Below are 18106 nucleotides of genomic sequence, written 5' to 3' on the forward strand. Positions count from 1 at the left end.
GGGCAATTGTCAGGGCTTCCCGCCGGAGTGAGCACTTCAATTTTATAATCGGGGGATGTCAGTCTGGGCCCTTGGGCTAAACCATAACACCGCACCGCTCGATTTGCGTGGACGCTTTGCCTACGCTATCGACCAAATTGAGCCCACTTTGCGGGGCCTGCGCGCCTCGCTGGCCCGCCAGCCCGAGGCCACGCTGCTGTCGACCTGCAACCGCACCGAAATCTACTGCGCCGGCGACAACGGCGACATGGACCACACGCTGGAGTGGCTGGCGCACAACGGCGGCGTCTCGCCGGCCCTGCTGCGCTCCCATGCCTACACGCTGCACGGCGACCAGGTCGCCCGCCACGCCTTTCGCGTGGCCAGCGGGCTCGATTCCATGGTGCTGGGCGAGCCGCAAATCCTGGGCCAGATGAAAGACGCGGTGCGCGCCGCCGAAGACGCCGGGGCCATGGGCACCACACTGCACCAATTGTTCCAGCGCTCCTTCGCCGTGGCCAAGGAAGTGCGCAGCAGCACCGAAATCGGCGCCCACAGCATCAGCATGGCGGCCGCCAGCGTGCGCCTGGCCGGCCAGCTGTTTGAAGACTTGAGCGACATCAAGGTGCTGTTTGTCGGCGCTGGCGAGATGATTGACCTGGCGGCCACCCACTTCGCCGCCAAAAATCCCAAGGCCATGGCGATCGCCAACCGCACGCTGGAGCGCGGCGAAAAGCTGGCCGGCCGCTTCGGCGCCGAAGTCATGCGCCTGGCCGATTTGCCCAGCCGCCTGCACGAATTCGACGCGGTGATCAGCTGCACCGCCAGCACGCTGCCCATCATCGGCCTGGGCGCCGTCGAGCGCGCCGTCAAGCTGCGCAAGCACCGCCCCATGTTCATGGTCGACCTGGCCGTGCCACGCGACATCGAACCCGAAGTCAAGGGCCTGCCCGACATCTACCTCTACACGGTGGACGACCTGGCGCACGTGGTGCAGACCGGCAAGGACAGCCGCAAGGCCGCCGTGGCGCAGGCCGAGGTCATCATCGACGCCGGCGTGCAGAACTTCATGCACTGGCTGGGCCAGCGCCGCAGCGTGCCGCTGATCCAGCAGCTCAATGCGCAAACCGACGCGTGGCGCGCCGCCGAAATCGTGCGGGCCAAGAAGCTGCTGGCCCGGGGCGAACCCCTGGACACGGTGCTGGACGCGCTGACCCGCGGGTTGACGCAAAAAATGCTGCACGGCACACTGGCCGAACTGCATGCGGGCGACGCCAGCAGCCGCGAAGCCACGGCGCAGACCGTCTCCAGGCTGTTCTTGCGCGGCCAGCTGCCCAAAATCAGGCCCGACGACAAAGAGCGTTAGCGCCGCCTCTGCGCTGACTCCTCCTGCCGGCACCCGACGGCGCCCTTGTTGACGGCCTTGCGGCATCCTTTCCGGCTTTTGCAGCCCCACTTCCATGAAACCCTTTCTTCGCCAAACCCTGGACCGCCAGCTTCTGCGGTTGCACGAGCTGGACTCGCTGCTGTCCGCCAGCGACGTGGTCAGCGACCTGGACCGCTTTCGCGCCCTGACCCGGGAACACGCCGAAGCCAGCGTGATTGCCGAGCAGTACAGGCGGCTCACCGGCCGTGAAGCCGACCTGAACAGCGCCGAAAGCATGCTGGCCGAGGCGAAAGACGACCCCGAGATGGCCGCCATGGCCGAGGAAGAGATTGACGCGGCCAAGGCCGACATCGCACAGATCGACGAAGCCCTGCAGCTGATGCTGATCCCCAAGGACCCTGACGATGTGCGGCCGGCCTTTGTGGAAATCCGCGCCGGGACCGGCGGCGACGAGTCTGCGCTGTTCGCGGGCGACCTGTTTCGCATGTACACCCGTTTTGCCGAGCGCAACCGCTGGCAGGTCGAGATCATCAGCGAGTCGCCCAGCGAGCTGGGCGGCTACAAGGAGGTGGTGCTGCGTATAGAGGGCGCCGCCGATGCCCTGGGCGTGGGCGTTTACGGCAAGCTGCGCTTCGAGTCGGGCGGCCACCGCGTGCAGCGCGTGCCGGCCACCGAAACCCAGGGCCGCATCCACACCAGCGCCTGCACGGTGGCCGTGATGCCCGAGCCCGACGAGGCCGTGGCCATCCAGATCAACCCGGCCGACCTGCGGATCGACACTTACCGCGCCAGCGGCGCCGGCGGCCAGCACATCAACAAGACCGACTCGGCCGTGCGCATCACGCACATCCCGACCGGCATCGTCGCCGAGTGCCAGGAAGGCCGCAGCCAGCACAGCAACAAGGCCCAGGCGCTCAAGGTGCTGACGGCCCGCATCCATGAAAAAGACCGCGCCGAGCGCGCCGCCAAGGACGCCGCCCTGCGCAAGGGCCTGGTCGGCACGGGCGACCGCAGCGACCGCATCCGCACCTACAACTTCCCGCAGGGCCGCCTGACCGACCACCGCATCAACCTGACGCTGTACAAGCTGCTGGCCATCATGGAAGGCGACCTGGGCGACGTCATCACCGCACTGCAGGTGGCGCGCGGCGCCGAGCAGCTCGCCGAGCTGGAAACCGCCAACAGCGGGCTTTGAGGGCCGTGAATCCGCCAACTTGCGCGCAAGCCCTGGCCGCTGCCCAGACCCTGGGGCTGGATCGGCTGGACGCCCAGCTTCTGCTGCTGCACGCCCTGGGCAAGCCCGACGACGCGCGGGCTTGGTTGCTGGCCCACGATACCGACGTCCTGACGGAAAAGGCCGCGGAGGATTTCCGGGCCATGTGCCTGCGCCGGGCGGCCGGCGAGCCGCTGGCGTATATCGTCGGCCACAAGGAGTTTTTCGGCCTGGCGCTGACGGTGGACGCCCGCGTGCTGGTGCCCAGGCCCGACACCGAGACCCTGGTGGATTGGGCGCTCGAATTGCTGCGAACACCCGCCATGGCAAGCGCGCCCGCCGTGCTGGACCTGGGCACGGGCAGCGGCGCGATTGCACTCGCTATCGCCCACAGCCTGCAAACCAGTGGCCGCCAAGGCACGGTGACGGCCGTTGATGCGAGCAGCGATGCGCTCGACGTGGCCCGTGACAATGCCGTCCGCCTGCAACTGAAACTGGGGTTCATTCAAAGCCACTGGCTGAAAGAAGTTAGTGGACACTTTCACCTGATCGTCAGCAACCCGCCCTATATCGCCAGCGCCGATGCGCATCTGGTAGACCTGGCCTACGAACCGCTGGCCGCCTTGGCCTCCGGTTCGGACGGGCTGGACGACATCCGGGAAATCATCGCGCAGGCGCCCGGCCATCTGCTCGCAGGCGGCTGGCTGCTGCTGGAGCACGGCTACGACCAGGCCGAGGCGGTGTGCGCACTGCTCGCCCGGGAAGGCTTTGTGCAAGTCCAAAGCCGCATGGACCTGGCCGGGATCGCGCGCTGCTCCGGGGGGCTGTGGCCGGGTGGACAAGGAATCGGCGCGGGATTTCAAACGGCGGGATAATCAGCCGTTGAATTCTGGTTTCCAGATTCCATCTAATTGAAACGGCCCGGCCCCGGCAATGGGGCCCGGCACGGGCGCCCGGACCCTTACCCCCCAGGATTTCCAAAGGATTTCACCATGAGCACCACAGACCCCACCCAGCAACGCATCGCCGAAATCGTCAAATCGAGCGACGTGGTCCTTTTCATGAAGGGCACGGCCCAGTTCCCGATGTGCGGTTTTTCCGGCCGCGCCATCCAGGTCCTCAAGGCCTGCGGCGTGAACAAGCCCGCCACCGTGAATGTGCTGGAAGACGAGGAAATTCGCCATGGCATCAAGGAATTCAGCAACTGGCCGACCATTCCCCAGCTGTATGTGAAGGGCGAATTCATAGGCGGCTCGGACATCATGATGGAGATGTACCAGAGCGGCGAACTCCAGCAGGTACTGGGAACGCCCGCCGCCTGAACTCAAGGCCCGGTGCCCGCGGGCCGCCGATGGTGGCCTCTCTTATTCTCTTGATTACCAGTCAGCGCGTGTAGCCCGTGCAGACGCCTGCGTCCACGGCTCCCTTGCATTCACGCTTGAGGCGCGCGGTACGCTGGGCGGGCGTTTCGCCGGATCCCTGGATGAATGTGACCTTGCCACCGCTGGCGGCGCCGCTTTTCGCGGCCTTTTTGGATTTGGACTTCGCGGGCTTGTCGCCTTCCGGCGCCGACTGAGTCTGTGCCTGGGCACCGGTTGCCGCCAACGCGGCGATCATGAGCGCGGCCAGGAGGGGCCAGCCCAAAGACTTCCTGTTCATTTTTCTCTCCCTATCTTTTTTTACTCTCACCAAACGCGGGTGACGCCGCGTGCCTCATCAAATTTTATTGCAGCTTCGGATCGCCGAACACCTCGTCATCGGGCGGCGTGTCCGCCGGCAACCGAAAACCTTCGCTGGCCCAGGCGCCCAGGTCGATGTTTTTGCAGCGCTCGCTGCAGAAAGGGCGAAAGGGATTGCTGGGCGCGTAAACGCTTTCGCCGCCGCAGCCCGGGCATACGACCAGCTTGACGGGTGGGGAATCTTTTTTCATCGCAGGCATGTTTCGGGACAGGTCTGTAGGATCAAACGGATGGGACGGCCCGTGTTCGGCAGCGCCCGGGATCAGGAACAGAGAGTCAGCTCAAACGCCGAATCTTCGGTGCTGGCATGCAACCGGTCGTCGCTGCCGTGGCGCATGAGGCGCACGGAGACGATCAGACGGTTGCCGCTGATTTCCGGGATCAGGCCGAGGGAGGGATCAATCCTGAGGCGCAGGAGCTGGAAAGTGCGCCCTTGCGGTAGCGTCTGCTGGTATTGCCCCGCCGGGGCCACCACTTTTTGCGCTGCCCCGGAATCGCGCAGCAGTGTCAGCAACACTCGAATGGACTCGGCCAGAGGCACCAGCGGCGTGATCCAGCGCTGCAGGTCTTGCTGGCGCACGCCGGTTGGCAGGTGTTGCCAGGCGTAATAGGCCGGCAGATCGAACTCGCAGGTTCCGCCGGGAATGCCGACGCGGCTGCGAATGCTCATGAGCCAGTCGTTTTCGGTCAGGGACTGGCCGGCTTTGCCAGGCAGGCCGTTCAATGCTGAAAAACACCCCTCAAGCTGGCCTGTCACCTCGTCAAGCACGGCCTCGGAAATGGCCGGGTTGCCGCGGTAGCCGTTGAGAACATGCTTTTGTTTTTCGAGGTCCTTCAGGACGTCGGTCTTCAGGTCGGCCCGGGCGCCCACGTCCATGATTTCAAAAATCGTCGTGATGGCGTAGTGATGATCCGTCGGGCTCTCCCGCTCCACCAGTTCGCCAAGGCGGCGGAACAGGTGTTCAAGTCGCAAATAAGTGCGTATGCGTTCGTGGAAAGGATACTCGTAAAGGATCACAGCGCTATTTTCGTCGGCTTCAATGAGGAGGTTTGTTTGCGCATCATAGCCCGAAGCGCGCGGCCAGTTGCCGCACCTGGGCATCCAGCGCATCCAGCGGCAAACCATCGTTGTACAGACACAGATCCGCGGCCGAAAGGCGCTGCGCGCGGCTGGCCTGCCCGGCGATGACTTTCTCCACCGCTTCGCGGGGCCAGCCGTTGCGGGCCATGACCCGGCTGACCTGCGCGGCTTCGCTGCAATCCACGACCAGCACCTGTTCCAGCTGTTGCCGCCAGCGCCCGGACTCCACCAGCAGGGGAACATCAAACACCACACAGGCGCTGCCTGCGCTGACGGCGTTCCCGTATTGCCTGAGGGTTTCCTGGCTCACAAGGGGATGAACAATGGACTCCAGCCGCCGCCTGGCGGACGTGTCGGTAAAGGCGAGCTGCCGCATCAATTCCCGGTCCATGGCGCCATCGGAGGTGATGAACTGGTCACCAAACTGCGCAGCGATTTCTTTCACGGCTGCACCGCCGGCGGCGGTGACCGCGCGGGAGATCGCATCGGCGTCCACCAGGGTCGCGCCGCACGCCACCAGGGTGCGGGCAACCGTGCTTTTCCCGCTGCCTATGCCGCCGGTCAGTCCGATGCGCAAGGCTGCACGGCGCATGGCATCACAAGCCCACAAACCGCAAAATGGATTGAGGCCCAAACACCATGGCCGTGAATCCCGCCCCCGCCAGGAAGGGGCCGAAGGGGACATAGCCGCCCTCGCGCAATCCACTGGAAAACTTCAGCGCTATGCCGATGACGGCGCCGATCACGGATGCCATCAGGATCATCGGTACCAGCGCCGGCCAGCCGAACCAGGCGCCGAGAGCGGCAAAAAGCTTGAAGTCGCCGTAGCCCATGCCTTCCTTGCCTGTAACCAGCTTGAACGCCCAGTAGACCAGCCACAGCGAGAGGTAGCCGGCGACCGCTCCCCACAATGCCGTCGGCAAGCTGACGGGCGGATTCCATTGCAGGGCGGCGACGATCAGGCCGGCCCACAGCAAGGGCAAGGTGATGTCATCCGGCAGCAGGGTCGTGTCCCAGTCAATCAGGGCCAGCGCCAGCAGCGCGGCAGAGAACCCGCACCATGCCAGCGCGGTCAGCGACCAGCCCCAGCGCCATACGCAAAAAAAGAACAGGGCGCCCGTTACCGCTTCCACAATGGGGTAGCGCACGCCATAGGGTGTGCCGCACACCGAGCACTTGCCCCGTAGAAACAGGTAGCTGGCCACCGGAATGTTTTCATACCAGCGTATGACGTGGCCGCAACTGGAGCAGCGCGAACGCGGCACCAGCAGGTTGAATTTTTCGACGGGTTCCTGGGGGGTTCGGGTCAGCTCGGCGCATTCCTGTGCCCACTGCCGCTCCATGATCCTGGGCAGGCGGTAAATAACGACGTTGAGAAAACTGCCGATCAGCAGCCCGAAAACACCGGCGAGTAGCGCATCCAGCACCGGCCCCAGACCGGGCTCCATTAAACGACGGAACCCAGCTTGAAGATGGGTAGGTACATGGAGACCACGATCCCGCCAATAAGGGTACCCAGGATCACGATGATGATGGGTTCCATCAAGCTCGAAAGGCCCGCCACCATCTCATCGACCTCGGCTTCATAAAAGTCGGCGGCCTTGCCCAGCATGTGGTCGATGGAGCCGGACTCTTCGCCGATGGCGCACATCTGCAGCACCATGGTGGGGAACAGGTTGGCATTGCCCATGGCTGCCGTGAGGCTGGTCCCCGTAGAGACCTCCTGCTGGATTTTTATGGTCGCGTCGGCGTACAGCGAATTGCCCGAGGCGCCCCCCACGGAGTCCAGCGCTTCCACCAGCGGGACGCCGGCGGCAAACATGGTGGAAAGCGTGCGCGTCCAGCGGGCTATGCAGGATTTCTCGATCAAGGCGCCAAACACGGGTATCTTGAGCATTACCCTGTCCATGACTTTCTGCATCTTCTCGTTGCGCTTCCAGGCCTGGAAGAAAAAGTAAAGTCCCCCGCCGATGCCTCCGAAAATCAACCACCAATAAGCCACGAAAAATTCGCTGATCGCAATCACTACCAGGGTGGGGCCGGGCAAGTCCGCGCCGAAGGACGAAAACACGGTTTTAAACGCCGGAATCACAAAAATCATGATCACGGCAACCACCACGAAAGCCACGACCATCACCGATATGGGATACATCAGGGCCGACTTGATCTTCGATTTGATTGCCTCGGTTTTCTCCATGTAGACCGCCAGGCGGTCCAGCAGGGATTCCAGAATACCGGCGGCCTCGCCTGCCTCAACCAGGTTGCAGTACAGCGCATTGAAATACAGGGGGTATTTGCGAAATGCCGCACTCAGCGACGTCCCGGTTTCCACATCGGTGCGCACGTCATTGAGCAGCTTGGTCACGCTGCCATTGGGATTGCCGCGGCCCACGATATCAAAGGCCTGCAGCAACGGCACGCCGGCCTTCATCATGGTGGCCAGCTGGCGGGTAAAAATGGCGATGTCCCTGGGCTTGATGGACTTGCCGGAGCGCATCTTGCGCTTCCTGATCTTGACGGGCAAAACACCCTGCCGGCGCAACGAGGACTTGACCTGGTTTTCACCGGAAGCGCGAATTTCGCCGCGGACCTGTTTTCCGCCCCTGTCCTTGCCTTCCCACTCGAAAACAAATTCCTTGATGCCTTTGGATGCTGCAGTTGCCATGATGCCTTCTCGTTGTATGGACAGCCTCAAGCCGCCCCGTCGCCACCGTCACGCCGCCCTGTCCCGGCTGTCAAGCGCACCGGCTTAAACATTGGTGCACCCCAGAATCTCCTCCAGCGAGGTCAGGCCGAGTTTAACTTTTGACAGCCCCGATTGACGCAGGCTCCTGACGCCTTCGGCCTCCGCCTGGGCCGCGATATCCATCGCGCTGCCGTCGCGAAGGACGATACGCTGAATTTCCTCGGAAATGGGCATGACCTGATAAACACCGACCCGGCCTTTGTAACCATTCGTGCACATGGAGCAGCCAACCGGACGATACGGCGTCCAGGAGCCATCGACATCTTCCTCCTTGAAGCCCGCTTCCAGCAAGGTCTCGCGCGGGATGTCCGCAGGGGCTTTGCAGTTGAGGCAGAGGCGCCGCGCCAGGCGCTGGGCGGTGATCAGAATGACGCTGGAGGCAATATTAAAAGGCGCGATGCCCATGTTGCGCATACGCGTCAGTGTGGTCGGCGCGTCGTTTGTATGCAACGTGGACATGACCATGTGGCCGGTCTGTGCAGCCTTGATCGCGATATCGGCGGTTTCAAGGTCCCGGATTTCACCGACCATGATGATGTCGGGATCCTGCCGCAAGAACGCCTTGAGAGCGACCGAAAATGTCATGCCGGCCTTGTCGTTCATGCTGACCTGGTTAACGCCCGGCAAGGTGATTTCGGCGGGATCCTCGGCCGTCGCGATGTTGACGCCGGGCTTGTTGAGGATGTTCAGGCAGGTATAGAGCGACACGGTCTTCCCGGAGCCGGTGGGGCCGGTCACGAGCACCATACCGTAGGGGCGCTGGATGGCCGCCAGCAACCGCTCTTTTTCAACGGGCTCGTAGCCCAGCGCGTCAATACCCAGCTTGGCGCTGCTCGGATCCAGGATACGAATGACGATTTTTTCGCCATACATGGTCGGCAAGGTGCTGACCCGGAAATCGATGACGCGATCCGGGCCGATCTTGAGTTTCATCTTGCCGTCTTGCGGAACGCGCTTCTCGGAGATGTCGAGCTTGGATATGACTTTGATCCGCGCAGCCAGCTTCTCCTTGATGGCCACGGGCGGCGACGCGATTTCGCGCAGCTCGCCGTCCACCCGAAAGCGCACGCGGTAGGTATGCTCGAACGGTTCAAAATGCAGGTCGGAGGCGCGCATGCTGAAGGCATCGAGCAGCATTTTCTGCAGGAATTTGACGACCGGCGCATCTTCAACTTCAGAGACACTCGCCTCGTTATCCTCGCTCGACGCGTCGGTGCTGGCTTCGTCAAACTCAAAATCGTCGCCGATGATGCTTTCCATGGCCTCGGAAGCCGTGGTGTTGGACGCCTCCGCCAGTTTCGAAAGCTTGTCGTACTCTGCGATGACCCAATCCACCCCCATCTGGGTGGAGAACTTGATTTTTTCCGCTGCTTCCTGGTCGGAAGGATCGGCTGTGGCGACGATCAGGCGGTTGTTGCGCTTGCTCAGCACGACGATGCGGTAGGTCGCGCAAATCTTGTTATCCAGCAACCCCTTGGGCAAACGCTGCACGTCGATGGCCTCTAAATCCAGCAAAGGCGCGGCAAATGCCGTGGACATGGTGTGGGCCAGATCGAACGCGGACACCGCGCCGGAACCCGTGAGCTCGGCGATAAAACTGGTGCGGCCGGTTTGGGCCTTGCGGAAAATGTCTTCGGCGGCCTTTTGACCTAACTTTCCGGCAATCACCAAGGCCCGTCCCAAGCCGGGCAAAGCCATGGAAGGCGGTTGGTTGATAGCGGTGTCGACAGCGGCCATAGTTCTCGGGGGATTAGCTCAAATAGGTATCATCGCCCATAGATTCCCGGGTGTAAATCGAAAACACCCCCGCAACCCAAGTGGCGTTGGAACTATGCGAAGAAACGCACACTTACGATGAAAACAGACCTGGTCGGGGTGAGAGGATTCGAACCTCCGGCCTCTACGTCCCGAACGTAGCGCTCTACCAGGCTAAGCTACACCCCGCCGTCGCGCAGCTCATCAGGAACGCCTCTCCAGCAATTGGGAGGCCAGCTGCGTCAAGGCATTACTGTAAATGTTTTGCGGCAATATCTGCAAGGCATTCAGCGCGCGCTGCGCCTCCACGGCAGCGGCGTCGCGGGTGGCCCGCAACGCTCCGGTGTGCTGCACGATCTCAATGATCTGTGCCATCTGGTCGGTGCCGCCGGTTTCAATGGCCTGCCGGATGGTGGCCCGCTCCGCTTCGCTGCCGCGCTGCATCGCGATGATCAGCGGCAGCGTCGCCTTGCCTTCGCGCAGGTCATCGCCCAGGTTTTTGCCCATTTCCGAGACGTCCCCGTCATAGTCAAGCACGTCATCGATCACCTGAAACGCCGTGCCCAAGGCTTGCCCGTAGTCGGCGCAGCTTTGCTCAATGGCGGGCGGCGACTTCGCCAGCAAGGCCGCCAAGCGGGCGCTGGCTTCGAACAGCTTGGCCGTCTTGGAGCGAATCACGCGCAGGTAGCCCTCCTCGGAGAGCGCCGCGTCATGCATATTCATGAGCTGCAGCACCTCCCCTTCGGCAATCACATTAGTGGCTTCCGCGAGGGTTTGCATGACGCGCATGTCACCGGCTTCCACCATCATCTGGAACGCCCGGGAATAGAGGAAATCGCCGACCAGCACGCTCGCGGGGTTGCCGAATGCCTCGTTGGCGGTCGCCCGGCCGCGGCGCAAGGTGGATTCGTCCACCACATCGTCATGCAACAAAGTCGCCGTGTGGATGAACTCCACGACGGCCGCGAGGTTGTAGCGCTGTTCGTCCCGATACCCCAAAGCGCCGCACATCAGCAACAAAAGGGCCGGGCGCAGCCGTTTTCCGCCGGCCGCCACGATATAGCCGGAAACCTGGCTGACCAGAGGCACTTCGGACTTCAGGCGGCGCTCGATCACCGCGTCCATCCCGCGCATGTCATCGGCAATCAGGGCAAGGGCTGCGGCGGTGCTTGAAGAATTGGCAGACAAGAGCGATCCAGACATTAAGTGTGGGCAGATTATAGGAAGCCGCCCCGCCGGCACTGCCTCGACGGGTCCCGGAAACAGGCTCCGAAAAGCCGTAAAACAGCCCTACTGGCCATTTTCTACCTGCCGTGCTAGAATATTGGGCTCTGCGGAAATCCGTCTGCAGAACTCAATTTACGAGGTCTTACATGTACGCGGTCATAAAAACCGGTGGCAAACAATACAAAGTTGCTACTGGAGAAAAAATTAAAGTAGAACAGATTGCTGCGGACGTAGGCCAAGAGATCGTTATTGACCAGGTATTGGCTGTCGGCACCGGCAGCACAATCACGGTTGGTACGCCCTTGGTGTCCGGCGCCACTGTTACAGTCACTGTCCTTTCGCAAGGTAGGCACGACAAGGTTCGCATTTTCAAAATGCGCCGTCGCAAGCACTACCAAAAACGTCAGGGCCACCGGCAAAACTACACGGAACTGCAAATCGGCGCTATCGCCGGTTAAGCAGGGACGTACCAGGAGTAACGAAAAATGGCACAGAAAAAAGGCGGCGGCTCTACGCGCAACGGGCGTGATTCACAGCCCAAAATGCTTGGCGTCAAGAAATTTGGCGGCGAAGTCATCAACGCAGGCAGCATCATCGTGCGCCAGCGCGGCACCAAGTTCCATCCAGGCGTCAATGTCGGCATCGGCAAAGACCACACCCTGTTTGCACTGGTTGACGGCTCGGTCTCGTTTTCCGTCAAAGGTGCGCTGAACAAGCACACCGTGAATGTGACCCCGGCTTAAGCTGATCACTTCGATGGCATCGAAGCCCCGACCTGTCGGGGCTTTTTTGTTTGTAAACTTCCTTCCCTACCCTCACCGCGCCGTTTCTTACCGCAGCACTCCATCATGAAATTCGTTGACGAAGCCTTTATTGACATTGCCGCAGGCGATGGCGGGAGTGGCTGCGTCTCCTTCAGCCACGAAAAGTACAAAGAGTTCGGCGGGCCCAACGGCGGCGATGGCGGGCGCGGTGGCCATGTGTACGCGGTCGCGGACATCAACCTGAACACTCTGGTGGATTTCCGGTTTTCGCGCCGGCACGACGCCCGCAACGGCGGTCACGGCATGGGCTCGGACATGTTCGGCGCCAAGGGCGACGACATCATCCTCAAAATGCCTGTGGGCACCATCCTGACCGACGCAGAAACGGGCGAAGTCCTTTTCGAGCTGCTGGTGCCTGGCGAGCAGGTCCTGATCGCCAAGGGCGGCGACGGCGGTTTCGGCAACCTGCGCTTCAAAAGCTCGACCAACCGTGCGCCCCGCAGCAAAACGCCGGGTTGGCCCGGCGAGCGCAAAAGCCTGAAGCTTGAGCTCAAGGTGCTGGCCGACGTCGGCCTGCTGGGCATGCCCAATGCCGGCAAATCCACCTTCATCTCGGCGGTCTCCAACGCCCGCCCCCGCATCGCCGACTACCCGTTCACCACGCTGCACCCCAACCTGGGCGTGGTGCGGGTGGGCCCCGAGCAGAGCTTTGTGGTGGCCGACCTGCCCGGCCTGATCGAAGGCGCTTCCGAAGGCGCGGGCCTGGGCCACCTTTTCCTGCGCCACCTGCAGCGCACCCGGCTGCTGCTGCACGTCGTCGACCTGGCGCCTTTTGATGAAGGCGTGGACCCGGTCGCGCAAGCCAAGGCCATCGTTGGCGAGCTCAAAAAATACGACGAAGCGCTCTATGAAAAACCGCGCTGGCTGGTGCTCAACAAGCTCGACATGGTGGACGCCGACAAGCGCGCGGCCATCGTCAAGGACTTCGTCAAACGCTTCAAGTTCAAGGGCCCGGTGTTCGAGATCTCGGCGCTGACGCGCGAGGGCTGCGAACACCTGATCAAGACGATCTACCAGCACGTCAAGAAGGTCCAGAAGAGCGAGCAACCCGTGGAAGAAATCGATCCGCGCTTTGCCCCACTTCCGCCGGAACCGCCGGAACCGTCCTGACCCTTCGTTTCCGGCACCCTCAACCTCGGGCAGGTGCAGGGCTGCACTTGCTCACTCAACCATAGCTGCCGATGTCCGTATTGACGGCAAAGCAGACTGAGAAGTACTGAACATGCAAGACAAACCAGGCTCCACCATCCTGCGCAACGCCAGACGCATCGTGGTCAAGGTGGGATCCAGCCTGGTCACCAATGAAGGCCGCGGGCTCGACGCCGTGGCCATAGGCCATTGGTGCGAACAGCTGGCCGTCCTGGTCAAGGACGGACGCGAAGTGATCATGGTGAGCAGCGGCGCCATCGCCGAGGGCATGAAACGCCTGAACTGGACCACCCGTCCCAAAGCCATTCATGAGCTGCAGGCCGCAGCCGCGGTGGGCCAGATGGGCTTGGTCCAGGTCTATGAAACCAAGCTGCGCGAAAACGGCATCGGCAGCGCGCAGGTTCTGCTGACGCACGCCGACCTCGCCGACCGGGAGCGCTACATCAACGCCCGTTCAACCTTGCTGGCCTTGCTGCAACTGGGCGTCGTTCCCGTCATCAATGAAAACGACACGGTCGTCAACGACGAAATCAAGTTCGGCGACAACGACACGCTGGGCGCGCTGGTGGCCAACCTTGTCGAGGCCGACGCGCTTGTGATCCTCACCGACCAGCGGGGCCTGTACAGCGCCGATCCGCGCAAGGACCCGGCGGCCCAGTTCGTGCACGAAGCCAAAGCCGGCGACCCTGCGCTGGAAGCCATGGCCGGGGGCGCAGGCTCCAGCATCGGTAAAGGCGGCATGATCACCAAGATACTGGCCGCCAAGCGCGCTGCCGGTTCAGGCGCTTCGACCGTGATTGCCTGGGGCCGCGAGCCTCAGGCGCTGATCCGGCTGACTCAGGGCGAGCCCATAGGCACTCTGCTGGTGGCACAGACACAGAAAATGCAGGCGCGCAAGCAATGGATGGCGGACCACCTGCAAATGCGCGGCTCGGTCACTGTCGACGCAGGTGCCGTGGTCAAGGTACAGGGCGAAGGGAAAAGCCTGCTGCCTATCGGCATGACGGCGGTTCAGGGCGATTTCTCGCGTGGCGACGTCATCGCCATCCGCAGCCCCGAGGGCGGGGAGATCGCGCGCGGCCTGGCCAACTATTCAAGCTCCGAAGCCCGGCTGATCTGCCGCAAGGCGTCCTCGGAATTCGAAAAGCTGCTGGGCTACACGGGCGAACCCGAAATGGTCCACCGCACCAACCTGGTCCTGACCCGCTAGGCGGGGCCGGACATCAAGCTCAGTCGGCCATCCTGAAGTTCGGGTTTTTCAGGCGAGACACCAGCACATTCACCGAAGGCGCCGACGCGGCGCTGTCACACGCACCAGCCCTGGCAAACCGCAGTGCGTGCTTGGACGGCATCGGCCCAAACATGGATTGCCACTCCGGATTGGCCACCATGTTCCATTTGCCGTCGGGTGAATAGCGGCCGTAGGTCTTGTACTCGCCGGTGGAGCAGCGAATGCCTTCATACATCACATTGCGGGCACCACTGGCGTTGCTGGCGACGATCACGTAGCGAACCACGTTGTCACTGTCGGTGATGGTGATGGAGGCAGGATCGATGCCGTAATTCAGTGAGGAGCCGGTCGACACCTCCAGCGGAATCAGTTTCTTGACGTCAAAGGCCGGTGGTGGCGGGACGGGCGATTCCTTCCAGTCGACAGGGTCCTCGAGCGCATACACCTGGGCCTGCGCCGGGCCCGTGGCGTAAAGCGCCGTCAGGACGATGGAGGCCAGGACGGCCAATTTGAGTTTCATGGTTTTGGGGTACTGGGATCCGCGCCCAGGCTGGTCTGCGGATCAGGTTCAAAGGTAGCGCCGGGCGGCAATTCAAAAGAAGCGCCTGGCCTGATCTGGGCGTGAAAAGACTCGCCCGCGGCATGGAATCCGGCCTCGCCGGTCGGGCCCGCGTGGTCGCGCTGGTGCAGGCCGCCGCGCAGGTAGCGGTTGCGATGGTCGGGACGCGGCTCGGCCCGGTTATCCACGCGCGGGACAAACCTTGAGAGTTCGGTCAGCGCCATTTCATAAACGCCGCGCTTGAACTCGACCACCACGTCCAGCGGCACCCAGTAGTCGTTCCAGCGCCAGGCGTCGAACTCAGGGTGGTCGGTCGCGCGCAGGTTCAAGTCCCAGTCGTGGCCGACCAGTTGAAGGAGAAACCAGATTTGTTTCTGGCCTTTGTAATGTCCGCGCGCATCGCGGCGGATGAACCGGTCAGGCACCTCATAGCGCAACCAGTCTCGGGTTCGGGCCAGCACATTCACATGCTGCGGCAACAGCCCCACTTCTTCATGCAACTCGCGGTACATGGCCTGCTCGGGATTTTCGCCCCGGTCAATGCCACCCTGCGGAAACTGCCACGAGTGGGTACGGATACGTTTGCCCCAAAATACCTGACTTCTCTGGTTGAGCAAGATGATGCCGACGTTGGGCCTAAAGCCGTCCCGGTCAAGCATAATCAAACCTCAAAATTTTTAAACTGAGTCCATTATGCACAGCGAAGGCCCCAGCGCCAAGCGCACGGCGGGCTGCAGCAGCTTTTCCCCTATTTCCAACCCCGGAATCCCCGAAAACCGCCCATGAAAGCATCCCAGTTCTTCATTTCCACCCTCAAGGAAGCCCCCGCCGACGCGGAAGTCGTCAGCCACCAGCTCATGATGCGGGCCGGCATGATCAAGAAACTGGGTGCCGGTGTTTACAACTACATGCCCATGGGCCTGCGCGTGATCCGCAAGGTCGAGGCCATCGTGCGCGAGGAAATGAACCGGGCGGGCGCCGTGGAGATGACCATGCCGGTGATCCAGCCGGCCGAGCTCTGGCAGGAAACCGGCCGCTTTGAAAAAATGGGTCCCGAGCTGCTGCGCATCAAGGACCGCCACGGCCGCGACTTCGTGGTCCAGCCGACCAGCGAAGAAGTCGTCACCGACGTGATGCGCCAGGACATCAAGAGCTACAAGCAGCTGCCGAAAAACCTGTACCAGATCCAGACCAAGTTCCGCGACGAGCGCCGGCCGCGCTTTGGCCTGATGCGCGGGCGCGAGTTCATCATGAAGGACGCCTACAGCTTCGACCGCGACCAGGCCGGCGCCAAGGCCAGCTACCAGGTCATGGCAGCGGCCTACCGCAAGATTTTTGACCGCTTCGGCCTGACCTACCGCGCGGTGGCCGCCGACAGCGGCGCCATAGGCGGCGACCTCAGCGAAGAGTTTCAGGTGATCGCCGCGACAGGCGAAGACGCCATCGTCTACTGCCCCGGCAGTGACTACGCCGCCAACATGGAGAAAGCCGAGGCGCTGCCGCCCCAAGGCGTGCGCAAGGCTGCGTCGCAGGCTATGACCAAAACACCCACCCCCGGCAAATCGACCTGCGCCGACGTGGCCGAACTGCTGGGCATTCCATTGCAGACCACCGTCAAGTCGCTGGTACTGGCCACCGACACGCTCGATGAGGCGGGCAAGCCCGTCAAGTCGCAGGTCTGGCTGTTGCTGCTGCGCGGCGACCACGACATGAACGAAGTCAAGGTCGGCAAGGTGCCGGGCCTGGCGGACTTCCGCTTCGCCACGCTGGCCGAGATTGAAGACCACTTCGGCTGCAAGCCGGGTTACCTCGGCCCGCTGAACCTGAAGAAACCCGTCAAGCTCGTGGTAGACCGCGAAGTCGCCGCACTGGCCGACTGGGTCTGCGGCGCCAACGAAGCGGACTTTCACCTGACCGGCGTCAACTGGGGTCGCGACCTGCCCGAGCCCGAACTGGTGGTCGACATCCGCAACGTGGTAGCGGGCGACCCGTCCCCCGACGGCAAGGGCGCGCTGGTGATCGAGCGCGGCATCGAAGTCGGCCATGTGTTCTACCTCGGCACCAAATACAGCCGGGCCATGAACGCCACCTTTCTGGGCGAAAACGGCAAGCCGCAATTCATGGAGATGGGCTGCTACGGCATAGGCATCACACGCCTGCCCGCTGCAGCGATCGAACAGAATCACGACGAGCGCGGCATCATCTGGCCCGACGCCATCGCCCCCTTTACCGTGGTGTTGTGCCCCATCAGCCCCGACCGCTTCCCCGAAGTCGAAGCCGCAGCCAACAAGCTCTACGTGGAGTTGCTGGCGGCCGGTGTGGACGTGATCCTGGACGACCGGGGCGAGCGGCCCGGCGCCATGTTCGCCGACTGGGAGCTGATAGGCGTGCCGCATCGCATCACCATCGGCGACCGCGGCCTGAAAGACGGACAGCTCGAATACCAGCACCGCCGCGACGCGGCCTCCAGCAAGATCGATGCAGCCGGCGCCTTCGACTTCCTCAAGGGAAAGCTGGCGCTTTGACCTTTCCATGGTTTCCGTGCGCTCATTGACGCTGTCCGCATCCGGTACCGCCCTGGCAAAGGCGCAGGGGATCTCCAGGCGAACCTGCCTGCAGGCCTTGCCTATCGCCTGCAGCCCGCTGCTGCTGGCGAAGCAGGCGCATGCCGGCGCGCAGGTGGAAGAGCCGCTGATTGACTCGGTACGCACCGCGCTGAGCTCGGCCATCGCCAACCAGGCGCCGCCCGTGCCCGAGTTCAAGGACACGGAAAGCCGCCTCACCTACCTGCGCTGGCTGGGTGCCATGAGCGACCGGCTCAAGAAGAAAAAACCCGAATGGCAGATTCGCAAGGAGTTTTTGCAAACCGTGTGGTACGAAAGCCGGCGCGCCGGGCTGGACACCACGCTGGTGCTGGGCCTGATCCAGGTCGAGAGCAACTTCCGCAAGTTCGCGGTCAGCAACGTCGGCGCGCGCGGCTACATGCAGGTCATGCCCTTCTGGACGCGTGTGATCGGGGACGGCGACCCGGGCAAGCTGTTTCACATGCAGACCAACCTGCGTTTCGGCTGCGTGATCCTGCGCCACTACCTGGACCGGGAGCGCGGCGACCTCTTCATGGGCCTGGGCCGCTACAACGGCTCACGCGGCAAATCCCCCTACCCCGACGCCGTGTTGGGCGCAAGCAAGAACTGGGTATTTGCCGGCTAAGGCAAC

General features: G+C 62.7%; 20 protein-coding genes and 1 tRNA gene. 10 read left to right on the forward strand and 11 right to left on the reverse strand.

Features of this window, described 5'->3' with window-relative positions:
• Window positions 1–55: 55 nt before the first annotated feature.
• From hemA to grxD, 4 genes are all read left to right on the forward strand, one after another.
• Window positions 56–1345 (forward strand): glutamyl-tRNA reductase, encoded by a 1290-nt coding sequence (gene hemA, locus ACLV74_RS00320; protein WP_411877368.1) that lies wholly within the window; start codon window positions 56–58, stop codon window positions 1343–1345.
• A gap of 94 nt (window positions 1346–1439) precedes the next feature.
• Complete coding sequence (gene prfA, locus ACLV74_RS00325; RefSeq protein ID WP_411877369.1) at window positions 1440–2561, forward strand: peptide chain release factor 1; 1122 nt, start codon at window positions 1440–1442, stop codon at window positions 2559–2561.
• Window positions 2562–2566: 5 nt separating this feature from the next.
• Entirely contained in the window at window positions 2567–3454 is an 888-nt protein-coding gene (gene prmC, locus ACLV74_RS00330; RefSeq protein ID WP_411877370.1) for a peptide chain release factor N(5)-glutamine methyltransferase, read from the forward strand.
• A 117-nt stretch (window positions 3455–3571) separates the two neighbouring features.
• Window positions 3572–3901 carry a Grx4 family monothiol glutaredoxin gene (gene grxD / locus ACLV74_RS00335; RefSeq protein WP_411877371.1) on the forward strand — a complete coding sequence of 110 codons (330 nt, stop codon included), beginning with the start codon at window positions 3572–3574 and terminating at the stop codon, window positions 3899–3901.
• Window positions 3902–3962: 61 nt separating this feature from the next.
• On the opposite strand, the gene ACLV74_RS00340 is transcribed toward grxD, so the two are convergent.
• From ACLV74_RS00340 to ACLV74_RS00380, 9 genes are all read right to left on the reverse strand, one after another.
• Window positions 3963–4238 carry a hypothetical protein gene (locus ACLV74_RS00340; RefSeq protein ID WP_411877372.1) on the reverse strand — a complete coding sequence of 92 codons (276 nt, stop codon included), beginning with the start codon at window positions 4236–4238 and terminating at the stop codon, window positions 3963–3965.
• A gap of 64 nt (window positions 4239–4302) precedes the next feature.
• Window positions 4303–4509, reverse strand: a complete 207-nt coding sequence (locus tag ACLV74_RS00345) for a DNA gyrase inhibitor YacG (protein ID WP_411877373.1) — start codon at window positions 4507–4509, stop codon at window positions 4303–4305.
• A 71-nt stretch (window positions 4510–4580) separates the two neighbouring features.
• On the reverse strand, window positions 4581–5336 hold the full coding sequence (gene zapD / locus ACLV74_RS00350) for a cell division protein ZapD (RefSeq protein WP_411877573.1): 756 nt from the start codon (window positions 5334–5336) through the stop codon (window positions 4581–4583).
• 43 nt (window positions 5337–5379) lie between these two features.
• A complete protein-coding gene (gene coaE / locus ACLV74_RS00355) occupies window positions 5380–5991 on the reverse strand; it encodes a dephospho-CoA kinase (RefSeq protein WP_411877374.1) in 612 nt (203 codons plus the stop codon).
• Between the two features lie 4 nt (window positions 5992–5995).
• The gene (locus ACLV74_RS00360; RefSeq protein ID WP_411877375.1) at window positions 5996–6847 is read right to left on the reverse strand and encodes a prepilin peptidase; all 852 of its coding nucleotides are present in this window, start codon (window positions 6845–6847) and stop codon (window positions 5996–5998) included.
• On the reverse strand, window positions 6847–8064 hold the full coding sequence (locus ACLV74_RS00365; protein WP_411877376.1) for a type II secretion system F family protein: 1218 nt from the start codon (window positions 8062–8064) through the stop codon (window positions 6847–6849). Before ACLV74_RS00365 ends, ACLV74_RS00360 begins: the two co-directional genes overlap by 1 nt.
• 84 nt (window positions 8065–8148) lie before the next feature.
• Window positions 8149–9882: a type IV-A pilus assembly ATPase PilB gene (pilB, locus tag ACLV74_RS00370; RefSeq protein WP_411877377.1), complete on the reverse strand. Its 1734-nt coding sequence runs from the start codon at window positions 9880–9882 to the stop codon at window positions 8149–8151.
• Between the two features lie 130 nt (window positions 9883–10012).
• A tRNA-Pro gene (locus ACLV74_RS00375) sits at window positions 10013–10089 on the reverse strand.
• Window positions 10090–10104: 15 nt separating this feature from the next.
• A complete protein-coding gene (locus ACLV74_RS00380; RefSeq protein ID WP_411877378.1) occupies window positions 10105–11088 on the reverse strand; it encodes a polyprenyl synthetase family protein in 984 nt (327 codons plus the stop codon).
• Window positions 11089–11273: 185 nt separating this feature from the next.
• Between ACLV74_RS00380 and rplU the strand changes: the two genes are divergently transcribed.
• From rplU to proB, 4 genes are all read left to right on the forward strand, one after another.
• On the forward strand, window positions 11274–11585 hold the full coding sequence (gene rplU, locus ACLV74_RS00385) for a 50S ribosomal protein L21 (protein ID WP_122955355.1): 312 nt from the start codon (window positions 11274–11276) through the stop codon (window positions 11583–11585).
• Window positions 11586–11612: 27 nt separating this feature from the next.
• Entirely contained in the window at window positions 11613–11870 is a 258-nt protein-coding gene (gene rpmA, locus ACLV74_RS00390; RefSeq protein ID WP_122955354.1) for a 50S ribosomal protein L27, read from the forward strand.
• A 105-nt stretch (window positions 11871–11975) separates the two neighbouring features.
• Complete coding sequence (cgtA, locus tag ACLV74_RS00395; RefSeq protein ID WP_411877379.1) at window positions 11976–13061, forward strand: Obg family GTPase CgtA; 1086 nt, start codon at window positions 11976–11978, stop codon at window positions 13059–13061.
• A 112-nt stretch (window positions 13062–13173) separates the two neighbouring features.
• Complete coding sequence (gene proB, locus ACLV74_RS00400) at window positions 13174–14310, forward strand: glutamate 5-kinase (protein ID WP_411877380.1); 1137 nt, start codon at window positions 13174–13176, stop codon at window positions 14308–14310.
• 19 nt (window positions 14311–14329) lie between these two features.
• Here the strand turns inward: proB and ACLV74_RS00405 are convergent, their stop codons facing one another.
• Together ACLV74_RS00405 and ACLV74_RS00410 are read right to left on the reverse strand one after the other, a co-directional pair.
• Window positions 14330–14851: a CNP1-like family protein gene (locus ACLV74_RS00405; RefSeq protein ID WP_411877381.1), complete on the reverse strand. Its 522-nt coding sequence runs from the start codon at window positions 14849–14851 to the stop codon at window positions 14330–14332.
• Window positions 14848–15549, reverse strand: coding sequence for an RNA pyrophosphohydrolase (locus ACLV74_RS00410; protein ID WP_411877382.1), 702 nt, complete (start codon window positions 15547–15549; stop codon window positions 14848–14850). The genes ACLV74_RS00405 and ACLV74_RS00410 overlap by 4 nt, the downstream gene beginning before the upstream one ends.
• Before the next feature lie 123 nt (window positions 15550–15672).
• Between ACLV74_RS00410 and ACLV74_RS00415 the strand changes: the two genes are divergently transcribed.
• Together ACLV74_RS00415 and ACLV74_RS00420 are read left to right on the forward strand one after the other, a co-directional pair.
• The gene (locus ACLV74_RS00415) at window positions 15673–17415 is read left to right on the forward strand and encodes a proline--tRNA ligase (protein ID WP_411877383.1); all 1743 of its coding nucleotides are present in this window, start codon (window positions 15673–15675) and stop codon (window positions 17413–17415) included.
• Between the two features lie 7 nt (window positions 17416–17422).
• On the forward strand, window positions 17423–18100 hold the full coding sequence (locus ACLV74_RS00420) for a lytic transglycosylase domain-containing protein (protein WP_411877384.1): 678 nt from the start codon (window positions 17423–17425) through the stop codon (window positions 18098–18100).
• Window positions 18101–18106 lie beyond the last annotated feature (6 nt).

Source organism: Polaromonas sp. YR568, assembly GCF_943369415.1.
GTDB lineage: Bacteria > Pseudomonadota > Gammaproteobacteria > Burkholderiales > Burkholderiaceae_C > Polaromonas.

Bases quoted from the DNA above. Each gene is read 5' to 3' on its own strand.
- hemA (WP_411877368.1), top strand. From the start codon at position 56: ATGTCAGTCTGGGCCCTTGGGCTAAACCATAACACCGCACCGCTCGAT.
- prfA (WP_411877369.1), top strand. From the start codon at position 1,440: ATGAAACCCTTTCTTCGCCAAACCCTGGACCGCCAGCTTCTGCGGTTG.
- grxD (WP_411877371.1), top strand. From the start codon at position 3,572: ATGAGCACCACAGACCCCACCCAGCAACGCATCGCCGAAATCGTCAAA.
- ACLV74_RS00340 (WP_411877372.1), bottom strand. From the start codon at position 4,238: ATGAACAGGAAGTCTTTGGGCTGGCCCCTCCTGGCCGCGCTCATGATC.
- ACLV74_RS00345 (WP_411877373.1), bottom strand. From the start codon at position 4,509: ATGAAAAAAGATTCCCCACCCGTCAAGCTGGTCGTATGCCCGGGCTGC.
- coaE (WP_411877374.1), bottom strand. From the start codon at position 5,991: ATGCGCCGTGCAGCCTTGCGCATCGGACTGACCGGCGGCATAGGCAGC.
- ACLV74_RS00360 (WP_411877375.1), bottom strand. From the start codon at position 6,847: ATGGAGCCCGGTCTGGGGCCGGTGCTGGATGCGCTACTCGCCGGTGTT.
- ACLV74_RS00365 (WP_411877376.1), bottom strand. From the start codon at position 8,064: ATGGCAACTGCAGCATCCAAAGGCATCAAGGAATTTGTTTTCGAGTGG.
- pilB (WP_411877377.1), bottom strand. From the start codon at position 9,882: ATGGCCGCTGTCGACACCGCTATCAACCAACCGCCTTCCATGGCTTTG.
- rplU (WP_122955355.1), top strand. From the start codon at position 11,274: ATGTACGCGGTCATAAAAACCGGTGGCAAACAATACAAAGTTGCTACT.
- rpmA (WP_122955354.1), top strand. From the start codon at position 11,613: ATGGCACAGAAAAAAGGCGGCGGCTCTACGCGCAACGGGCGTGATTCA.
- cgtA (WP_411877379.1), top strand. From the start codon at position 11,976: ATGAAATTCGTTGACGAAGCCTTTATTGACATTGCCGCAGGCGATGGC.
- proB (WP_411877380.1), top strand. From the start codon at position 13,174: ATGCAAGACAAACCAGGCTCCACCATCCTGCGCAACGCCAGACGCATC.
- ACLV74_RS00405 (WP_411877381.1), bottom strand. From the start codon at position 14,851: ATGAAACTCAAATTGGCCGTCCTGGCCTCCATCGTCCTGACGGCGCTT.
- ACLV74_RS00410 (WP_411877382.1), bottom strand. From the start codon at position 15,549: ATGCTTGACCGGGACGGCTTTAGGCCCAACGTCGGCATCATCTTGCTC.
- ACLV74_RS00415 (WP_411877383.1), top strand. From the start codon at position 15,673: ATGAAAGCATCCCAGTTCTTCATTTCCACCCTCAAGGAAGCCCCCGCC.
- ACLV74_RS00420 (WP_411877384.1), top strand. From the start codon at position 17,423: ATGGTTTCCGTGCGCTCATTGACGCTGTCCGCATCCGGTACCGCCCTG.